Raw genomic sequence first — 9,547 nt, forward strand, 5'->3', positions numbered from 1 at the left:
TCACATTTTCGACAAGGTTTAACGAAAGATCCCCGCCGGGGCGGGGATCTGTGCGGTCCTGCCTTACGCGTATCGCGTCTTCAACATCGACCACGCCGAGCGCAGCGCCAGCGCCTCGCCGCCGGCCGGGCGGCCCGGGCGTTCACCGTCATTCCAGGCGTACACATCCAGGTGCGCCCACACCTGGCCTTCGGCAATGAAGCGCTCCAGGTACAGCGCCGCCGTCACCGAACCGGCCATGCGCGAACCGGCGTTGGCCAGGTCGGCAATGCCGCTGTGCAGGTAACGCAGGTACGGGCGCCACAGCGGCATGCGCCAGACCGGGTCGCGGGTGGTTTCGCCGGCCTGCAGCCACTGCTGGGCCAGGCTGTCATTGTTGCTGAACAGCGCCGGCAGGTCCGGGCCGAGCGCGATGCGCGCCGCACCGGTGAGCGTGGCGAAATCCAGCACGATTTCCGGCTGCTGTTCGCTGGCGTAGGTCAGCGCATCGCATAGCACCAGCCGGCCTTCGGCGTCGGTGTTGTCGATCTCGATGCTCAGGCCCTTGCGGGTGGCGATCACTTCGCCCGGGCGGAAGGCATCCGGGCCGATCGCGTTTTCCACCGCGGCAATCAGCAGGGTCAGCTGCACCGGCAGCTCCTGGGCCATGATCAGCCCGGCCAGCGCCAGTGCGTGCGCGGCACCGCCCATGTCCTTCTTCATGTTGCGCATGCCATCGGCCGGCTTGATGTCCAGCCCGCCGGTATCGAAGCACACGCCCTTGCCCACCAGTGCCACGTGCGGGCGGCCGGCCTGGCCCCAGCGCAGCGCGATCAGGCGCGGCGCGCGGTGCGAGGCGCGGCCCACCGCGTGGATGGCCGGGAAATTCTGCTCCAGCAGCGCATCACCGGTGATCACCTCGCACTGGCCACCATGGGCGGCGGCCAGCTCACGCGCGGCGTCTTCCAGCTGCTGCGGGCCCATGTCCTCGGTGGGCGTGTTCACCCAGTCGCGCACGCGCAGGCTGGCGGTGATCACGTCGCGCACTTCGGCGGCCGGGCTGGCCACCAGCTGCGCCGGGGCGCGGTTGGGCTTGCGGTAGCGCGCGAAGCGGTAGCTGCCCAGGCCCCAGCCCAGGTGCAGCAGGGTTTCGATGTTGGTCGGCAGCGCATCGGCCAGCTGCCACACGCTGCCTTCGGGCAGCGCGAACGGGGCGTGCGCGTAGGCATAGGCATCGCCCGGGTCGCCCACGCCGACGATGGCGCCGGCCAGGCCGTGTTCGCCCGGCAGCAGCACCACGCTGCCGCCGCTGCCGTTGAAGTGCTGCGCATCCAGCCAGGCAACCAGGGCCGGGCTCTGCTGCGCGCGCCATGCCGCGAACTGTTCGCGCTCCATGACATGCAGCGGCAGGGCCTTGGCCGAATCGGTGGTGAAACCGGTGATCTGGGTCATGCGGGGTCGTGCTCCGTTCGTGGTCAGGCGTGCTGCAGCGATGCGTTCGCATCGAGCCAGTCGGCCAGCCCGGTCAGGGTGTCGAACTGCAGGTCAGGCTGCAGTGAGGGATGGTGCCAGGTGTGTTCGACGCGGTTGATCCAGCAGCCGCGCAGCCCCGCCTGCATCGCGCCCACCACGTCCATTTCGATGTGGTCGCCCACGTGCAGCACCTGCGCCGGGGGCACGCCCAAGCGGTCGCAGGCGGCGTGGAAGATGCTGGCGGCCGGCTTGGCCGCGCCGTGTTCGCGCGAACCCAGCTGGAAGGCGAAGTGGTGGTCCAGCCCGATCCGGGCCAGGTCGGCGTTGCCGTTGCTCAGTGCGGCCACCGGCACCCGGGCCGCGATGCGGGCCAGCGCGTCCACCGCATCGGGGTAGAACTCCACCTGGTTGCGCGCGGCGTAGAACGCCTCGTAGGCCGGTTCCAGCAGGGCCAGGTCGGCCCCGCTGTTTTCCAGCGCCTCGCGCAGCGTGAGCCGGCGCAGGGCGCTCAGGTCGTAGTGCAGCTGCGGGTTATCGCGGAAGGAGCGCTCGCGCAGTTCGCGCATCGCCGCCACCGGATACATCGCGGCGGTGGCGGGGCTGTGCTGGAGCATCCACTCGTACAACACCTGGTCGATGCGGGCGCCGATGGGGGCGAACGGCCACAAGGTGTCGTCGAGGTCGAGGGTGATGGCTAGGACAGGAAAATTCACCCGCCCATTCTACGCCTGTGGGGGCAGCGACGCAGGGCGTCGCTCTACTCCAGGAGCTTGGCCCACCCTTGGGTGCCGTCCAGGCGGGCCAGCACCAGCTTGATGCAGACCAGCAGGGGAACCGAGAGCAGCAGGCCCACCATGCCCCACAGCCAGCCGAACACCATCAGTGCCAGGATCAGGATCAGCGGCGAAATGGCCATCTGCCGGCCCAGCACGATCGGGGTCACCACCTGGCCTTCAATGGTGTGCAGGGCCAGGTAGCACGCCGCCGGCAGCAGTGCCTTGAACGGGTCGCTGAACTCCACGAAGCCCATCAGCAACATCAGCGTCACCCCGATCAGCGGGCCCACGTACGGGGCGAAGTTCAGCAGCGCCGCCACGGTGCCCCACAGCAGCGCTTCCTGCAGGCTGATGCCCAGCAGCAACAGCACCCCGGAGAAGATCAGCCCCACCAGGGTGTTGATCACGGTGATGGTCAATACATAGCGCGACACCTCACGCTCGATCGAACGCAGGATGTCGGTGGTGAACCGCTGCTGCTGGCGGCTGGGGAACAGCGCGATGGCATGTTTCTGCAGGTTCTGCCCATAGATCATGAAGAACAGGGTCAGCAGCACCACCGCCAGCACCGAGGCGGCCAGCCGAGGCGCCCGGGTCAGCACCTTGTACGGGTCATCCAGCTGGGTGCGCACCACCTGCACCCGGCGGCTGCCTTCGCCACCGGCCACGCGCGCGAAGTTCTCCGCCGCCTGGTTGGCCTGCTGCACCGGCTTGGTCAGGTTCTGCACCTGGCGGGCCACCTTGCGCAGCTGCTGCGGGGCTTCCTGCGCCCACTCCATCGCCGGGCCCACCAGCTGCACGCCCAGCGCGGCCGTGCCGCTCAATCCCACCCCGATCACCAGCACCGCGGCCAGGAAGCGCGGAACCCACAGCCGGCCCAGCAGCCGCAGGATCGGGTTGCCGACCAGTGCGAAGAACATGGCCAGCAATATCGGCAGGATGATTTCCTGCGCGGCCCACAGGGTGAACGCCACCGCCAGCATGGCCAGCACCACCAGCGACATCGGCGCGCGCGGACGCGGCGGCGGCGGTACCGGTACCGGCAGGGGAGCGTCGGGAGGGAGGGTCGCAGGAACGCTCATGCAGGTCGCACGCTGGATAGGAGACGCATTATTGGGCAACCCGGGTGCGTGCGGCGTGGTGGAAAACCGGTAGCGCCCCACCGTGGGTGGGGCGATGCATCAACGTTCGGAAAGGTCGGTGGCCGCTTCCGCCGGCTGCGGCTGTGCCGCCTCCTGCGTGGCGGTTACCTTGGCCCGTGGGGCCGCGGCAGCGGGCGCCGCGCGCACCTGGGTCACCGGCGCCGGACCCACTGCATCGTCCACCGCTTCATCCACCTTGTCGGCGGCCTGTTCGGCGGTATCGGCCGCCTCGCTGGCCTGCATCGAGGCGAACGCGGCCTGTGCGCTGGCCAGCAGGTTGGACACCGAACCGATCATCTGCAGCCAGCGGGCGCCGTGGAAACGGGTGCTGCCGGGCTCCAGCTTGCCGGCCAGGAAACCACCGGCCAGGCCCACGCTGATGATGCGCAGGGGAGTCCAGCCTTCGCGCCAGGCCTGGCTGAGGGTGAACCAGCTGCACTGGGTCTCGTCGACCCGGATCGCGACCACCTGTTCAGCCCGCTTGACGCGGTGGCGCAGGGCTTCGAACTTCATGGCGTACGCTCCGGTGCCCGCACATCCGCATCGGGATCGTCTTCGGTGGGCTCATCGAACAGGCCCAGCCGCGACAGCTGGCGGCGGGTGGCATGCATGCCGGTATGGCGGAAGAAGAACGACACCCGCCAGATGGCATAGCCGGTCATCGCCAGGCTTACCAGCGAGGTGATCAACAGCGAATGGAACCAGGACAGGCCCCAGCGCTGCATCAGCGCGATCAGCGTGCCCGCCAGCAGCAGCCAGGCCGAGGCGCCGAACACGATCGCCACCCCGCTCCAGGCCAACGCGCGGCCGAACGCACTGCGTGCCAGCGCGAATTCGAACGAGGCCAAGCGGCGCAGCGAACGCAGCGTGTGCTTGGCCGAATCCACCGTCGCGCGGCCGGCCTGGCCGACCTCGCGGATGCTTTCATCCAGGCGCGGCGCGCGCTGGCCGGCATCGCCATCGGGTGGAGGCGTTGCCGCTCCACCGTCGGGCGTCGACTGTGCTTGATCGCTCACGCCGACTTACTTGTCGCCGCTGCGGGCAAGCTTGGCGATGATCCAGCCGGCGGCAAACGCCACGCCAAACGAGGCCAGCGGGCGCTCGCGGATCAGCTCGGCAGCGCTGTCGACCAGGTCCTTGCCCTTGTCCATCAGCGCATCCACCTGTTCCTTCGCAGCGGCACCGCCGAATTCAGCAGCAGCCAGCCCGGACAGTGCGGTGTCGGAAAGCTCGGCCTTGACGTTGGCCTTGCCGATACGCAGTTCGTCGCCGGCCGCGCCGGTGGCGCCCTTGATCGCACCGCCGGCAGCGCTGGCCGCCGACTTCAGGTGCGAACCGGCTTCACCCAGGTGTTCCTTGAGGTTTTCGGTATTGGTGGGGCTCATCGTGTATCTCCGTAGTAAGCGATGGGGAAGGTGACCGCAGGCCATGCCGGTCGAAGCGAACTCAAGGTAATAGCACTGGCAGGGTGTAGGTGGTGTCAGCTGGCGTGATCCGGATGCGAAGGTTGCCTGACCGGTTCAGCGCATCTCCAGCTCGCCGCGCGCATTGCCGCGCACCACGCGCAGCACCAGCTGCTGCGGGCGCTGCTGGAAATTGGCGCGCCAGCTGGCCAGGTCGGCGAATTCACCCACGCTGGCCTGGATGATCAGATCGCCGGCGGCCAGACCGGAATTCGCTGCGCGGCTGCCGCGCTTGACGTCGCTGACCATGACCCCGCTGCTGCCGGCCTGGCGCAGCGTCTCGGGCAGGTCGACGAAGGTGGCGCCGCTCAACCGCGGATCCAGCGATTCACCGGCAACCGCGCGCGCCTGTTCCTTCAACGTGGCCTTGAGCTGCAGCGGCTTGCCATCGCGGCGAACGTCCAGGGTCAGCGCGCTGCCCACCGGCTGCAGGCCCTCCACATTGTGCAGCGCCACCGCGCCGTCCACCCGCTGGCCGTTGGCCGCCACCACCACATCGCCCGGCTTGAGCCCGGCGGCCGCGGCGCCCGAACCGGCCAGCACGCGGGTGATCAACGCGCCGCGCGCTTCGCTCAGGCCCAGGTTCTGCGCCAGCGCCTGGGTCAGGTTCTGCGCTTCGATGCCCAGCGTGCCGCGCACCACCACGCCGTGCTTGATCAGCTGGTCCACCACATCGCGCGCCAGGTTGGTCGGAATGGCCAGGCCCAGGCCGATGTTGCCGGCCATGCTGCCCTGCGGGTTGAAGCTGGCGGTGTTGATGCCCACCAGCTGGCCCTGCAGGTTGACCAGTGCGCCGCCGGAGTTGCCCGGGTTGATCGACGCATCGGTCTGGATGAAGTTCTGGTAGCCCAGCCCGCGGATGCCGGTGCGGCCCACCGCCGACACGATGCCCGAGGTGACCGTCTGGCTGAAGCCGAACGGGTTGCCGATGGCCACCACGAAGTCGCCCACGCGCAGCTGCGTGCTGTCACCCAGCGGCAGCGCGGTGAGCTTGTCGGCCGGAATGCGGATCAGCGCCACGTCGGTGTCGCGGTCCGAACCGAGGAACTCGGCCTTGACCGTGCGCCCGTCCGACAGCGTCACCTGCACGTCGTCGGCGTTCTCGATCACGTGGTGGTTGGTCAGCACCAGGCCTTCGGCCGCATCGATGATCACGCCCGAGCCGAGCGATTCATTGATGCGCTCCTGCGGCACTTCCGGGAACAGGCGGCGGAAGAACGGGTCGTTGAAGTACGGGTTGCGCACCCGCACCACCTGCTTGGTATTGACGCTCACCACCGCCGGCATCACCCGCTCCAGCATCGGCGCCAGCGACGGCACCGGCTGCCCGGCCACCGATGCAGGCAGCGCGGCCGTGGCCGGAATGGCCAGCGTGGCCGGCGCCGCTTCAGCGCGGTTGTCCAGGTGGGCGTTGATGGCGGAAGCGACAAAGCCTCCGAAGGCGGCGGCAAGCGCGAGCGTGAGCAGGGTCGGGAGCGGTCGCATGGGAGTCCGGTGGGCGGAAAACACGTATACGGTAAATCAAGCTGAATGAGTCTGTGCGCTGACGGCTAAACCGGCGATGAAATCGACCCCGGCCGCGGCCGTCGCTGCGACCTTCCGTGCCGTTGACACGCCCCCGTGCCGGCGTAAGCTGGAACCAGGTCGGCCACTAGATGTTGCGCTGCCGACCCAGAGTGCCCCAAGGCGTTGGGTTCGCCAGCGGGCACACCCGGTGACCACGCGATGGAGCCTGCCTCGAATGCGCACGGTGCAAACGGACGTGATTCCCCCGGAGCTGGCCACCGGCGAAGTACCGCTGCAGCCGGCCTCGCTGGACATCTGGGACAAGAAGTACCGGCTCAAGACCAAGCAGGGCCAGGCGCTGGATGCGGATATCGACGCCACTTACCTGCGCGTGGCGCACGCGCTGGCCGATGCCGAACTCACCGAGGACAAGCGCCGGCACTGGCGCGAGCGCTTCACCTGGGCGCTGCGCCGTGGCGCCATTCCCGCCGGCCGCATCATTTCCAATGCCGGCGCGCAGGCGCACAAGCCGGCCACCAGCACCATCAACTGCACCGTCTCGGGCACGCTCGAAGATTCGATGGACGGCATCCTGCGCAAGGTCCACGAAGCCGGGCTCACCCTGAAGGCCGGCTGCGGCATCGGCTATGAGTTCAGCACGCTGCGCCCGCGCGGCGCGTTCGTGGCCGGGGCCGGCGCGCACACCTCCGGCCCGATGTCCTTCATGGATATCTTCGACAAGATGTGTTTCACCATCTCCTCGGCCGGCGGCCGACGTGGCGCGCAGATGGGCACCTTCGACGTCTCGCATCCGGATGTGCGCGATTTCATCCGGGCCAAGCGCGAAGATGGCCGGCTGCGCCAGTTCAACCTGTCGCTGCTGATCACCGATGGCTTCATGCGGGCCGTGGACGACGACGCCGAGTGGCCGCTGGTGTTCCCGCTGAGCCGGAACGAAGCCGGCGAGTTCGACCTGGCCGACCCGGCCGCCGTGCAATGGCGCGAATGGCCCACCCACCGCGACTACGTGGTCCGCGAAGATGGCCTGGTGGCCTGCCGCGTCTACGGCCAGATCAGAGCCCGGCACCTGTGGGACATGATCATGGTGTCCACCTATGACTACGCCGAACCCGGTTTCATCCTGATCGACCGGGTCAACGAAATGAACAACAACTGGTGGTGCGAGGACATCCGCGCCACCAATCCCTGCGGCGAACAGCCCTTGCCCCCGTATGGCGCCTGCCTGCTCGGCTCGGTCAACCTCACCCGCTTCGTGCGCGAGCCGTTCACCGACCAGGCCCGGTTCGACTGGGACGAATACAAAGAGGTGGTGCGGGTGTTCACCCGCATGCTCGACAACGTGGTGGAGGTCAACGGCCTGCCGCTGGAGCAGCAGCGCCAGGAAATCCTGCGCAAGCGCCGGCACGGCATGGGCTTCCTGGGCCTGGGCTCCACCCTGGCCATGCTGCGCATGACCTATGGCGCGCCCGACGCCTGCGAGTTCACCGAGGCCATCGCCCGCGAGATGGCCGTGGCGGGGTGGGAAACCGGGCTCAGCCTGGCCCGCGAGAAAGGGCCGGCGCCGATCATGCAGGAGACCTTCGAGGTCACCGCCGCCATGCTGCGCCAGCGCCCGGAAATGGCCCCCGACGGCTGGCGCGCCGGCCAGCAGATCGAGGGCAAGGTGCTGCATGCCCGCTACAGCCGCTACATGCAGCGCATCGCCAGCGTGGCCCCGGAGCTGGTGGAGGAGCTGTCCGAGATCGGCGCCCGCTTCACCCACCACAGCTCCATCGCCCCCACCGGCACCATCAGCCTGTCGCTGGCCAACAACGCCTCCAACGGCATCGAGCCCTCGTTCGCCCACCACTACAGCCGCAACGTGATCCGCGAGGGGCGCAAGAGCAAGGAGAAGGTGGACGTGTTCTCTTACGAGCTGCTGGCCTACCGGCACCTGGTGAACCCACGGGCGATGCCGTTCGCCGACCAGGACGACTCCCGCCTGCCGGACTACTTCATCGCCGCCGACGACATCTCGCCCAAGGCCCACGTGGATGTCCAGGCCGCCGCGCAGAAGTGGGTGGACAGCTCCATTTCCAAGACCGCCAACGTCCCCACTGACTACCCGTACGAGCAGTTCAAGGACATCTACCGCTACGCCCACGCGCAGGGATTGAAGGGCTGCACCACCTTCCGTTTCAACCCTGCCGCGTTCCAGGGCGTGCTGGTCAAGGAGGCCGATCTGGAGAACACCACCTACCGTTTCGAACTCCAGGACGGCGCAGTTGTGGAGGTAAAGGGCAACGAACAGATCGAGTATGACGGCGAATTGCACACCGCCGCGAACCTGTTCGACGCGCTCAAGGAGGGCTACTACGGCAAGTTCTGATTACGCAGCGGAAGCTGTTTTCAAGTGGTTTCATGCGTGATTCCCACCCGCGCCGGATTAATGGCGCCGGCCTGGCAAGCACAAAGGCGGCTCACGGGCTGCGACAAGACCGTTCCACGATCGTCCGCGCCGGTATAGCATCGCCAGCGAAATCACTGACTGGCCCCTCAGGAGGCAAAACATGAGCAACGGAAATGGCGTCACCGCGACCCTGTCGCAGGGTGTGGAAACTGTGAAAGAAACCGCCGGCAACGTTGGCGAGACCATCGCCCACACCGCTGAAGAAGTGGTTGCCTCGGTGAAGAAGACCGCCAAGCGCGCGCGCAAGGCTGCCACCACCCAGGTTGCCAAGGTCAAGAAGGCCGTCAAGAAGGCCGAGAAGACCGTCGCCAAGAAGGCTGACAAGGCTGCCAAGTCGGTCGGCAAGACCCTGGCCACCGCCAAGAAGAAGCTGGAAACCGCCAAGAGCAACGCCAAGGCCGAGGCCGCCGCGCTGACCAGGAAGGTTGCCAAGAAGAAGGCTGCCGCTGAAAAGGCCGTGACCAAGACCACCAAGGCCGCCAAGAAGGTTGCCGGCAAGAAGGTCGCCACCGCCAAGAAGGCCGTGACCAAGAAGTCCGCCGCCGCCAAGAAGGTCGTGGGCAAGAAGGTTGCCACCGCCAAGAAGGCTGTCGCCAAGAAGTCCGTTGCTGCCAAGAAGGCCGTGACCAAGAAGACCGCTGCTGCCAAGAAGGTCGTGGGCAAGAAGGTCGCCACCGCCAAGAAGGCTGTCGCCTAGAAGTCGGCCACCGCCCGCAAGGACGCTGGCAAGAAGACCGT

At 67.7% G+C, this 9,547-nt stretch carries 8 protein-coding genes and 1 pseudogene; 2 read left to right on the forward strand and 7 right to left on the reverse strand.

Going from position 1 to position 9,547, the window contains the following annotated elements; translation table 11 throughout:
* Positions 1-63 precede the first annotated feature (63 nt).
* The 7 genes from QMX79_RS10770 to QMX79_RS10800 all read right to left on the reverse strand — a co-directional run bounded on the left by QMX79_RS10770 (position 64) and on the right by QMX79_RS10800 (position 6,318).
* Positions 64-1,431, reverse strand: coding sequence for a M17 family metallopeptidase (locus QMX79_RS10770; protein WP_282246747.1), 1,368 nt, complete (start codon positions 1,429-1,431; stop codon positions 64-66).
* A 23-nt stretch (positions 1,432-1,454) separates the two neighbouring features.
* A complete protein-coding gene (locus tag QMX79_RS10775) occupies positions 1,455-2,165 on the reverse strand; it encodes an HAD family hydrolase (protein ID WP_282246748.1) in 711 nt (236 codons plus the stop codon).
* Between the two features lie 44 nt (positions 2,166-2,209).
* The gene (locus QMX79_RS10780) at positions 2,210-3,310 is read right to left on the reverse strand and encodes an AI-2E family transporter (RefSeq protein ID WP_282246749.1); all 1,101 of its coding nucleotides are present in this window, start codon (positions 3,308-3,310) and stop codon (positions 2,210-2,212) included.
* Between the two features lie 99 nt (positions 3,311-3,409).
* The gene (locus QMX79_RS10785; RefSeq protein ID WP_282246750.1) at positions 3,410-3,883 is read right to left on the reverse strand and encodes a protein sip-5; all 474 of its coding nucleotides are present in this window, start codon (positions 3,881-3,883) and stop codon (positions 3,410-3,412) included.
* On the reverse strand, positions 3,880-4,386 hold the full coding sequence (locus QMX79_RS10790; RefSeq protein ID WP_282246751.1) for a phage holin family protein: 507 nt from the start codon (positions 4,384-4,386) through the stop codon (positions 3,880-3,882). Before QMX79_RS10790 ends, QMX79_RS10785 begins: the two co-directional genes overlap by 4 nt.
* A gap of 6 nt (positions 4,387-4,392) precedes the next feature.
* Positions 4,393-4,755, reverse strand: a complete 363-nt coding sequence (locus QMX79_RS10795; RefSeq protein ID WP_282246752.1) for a hypothetical protein — start codon at positions 4,753-4,755, stop codon at positions 4,393-4,395.
* A gap of 135 nt (positions 4,756-4,890) precedes the next feature.
* Entirely contained in the window at positions 4,891-6,318 is a 1,428-nt protein-coding gene (locus tag QMX79_RS10800) for a Do family serine endopeptidase (protein ID WP_282246753.1), read from the reverse strand.
* 256 nt (positions 6,319-6,574) lie between these two features.
* Between QMX79_RS10800 and QMX79_RS10805 the strand changes: the two genes are divergently transcribed.
* Positions 6,575-8,728 (forward strand): adenosylcobalamin-dependent ribonucleoside-diphosphate reductase, encoded by a 2,154-nt coding sequence (locus tag QMX79_RS10805; protein ID WP_282246754.1) that lies wholly within the window; start codon positions 6,575-6,577, stop codon positions 8,726-8,728.
* A gap of 181 nt (positions 8,729-8,909) precedes the next feature.
* A pseudogene (locus QMX79_RS10810) lies at positions 8,910-9,503 on the forward strand (histone); the annotation flags it as partial.
* Positions 9,504-9,547: the final 44 nt, after the last annotated feature.

The sequence above is a fragment of the Stenotrophomonas sp. PS02300 genome, assembly GCF_029959395.1.
GTDB classification, from domain to species: Bacteria; Pseudomonadota; Gammaproteobacteria; order Xanthomonadales; family Xanthomonadaceae; genus Stenotrophomonas; species Stenotrophomonas maltophilia_AD.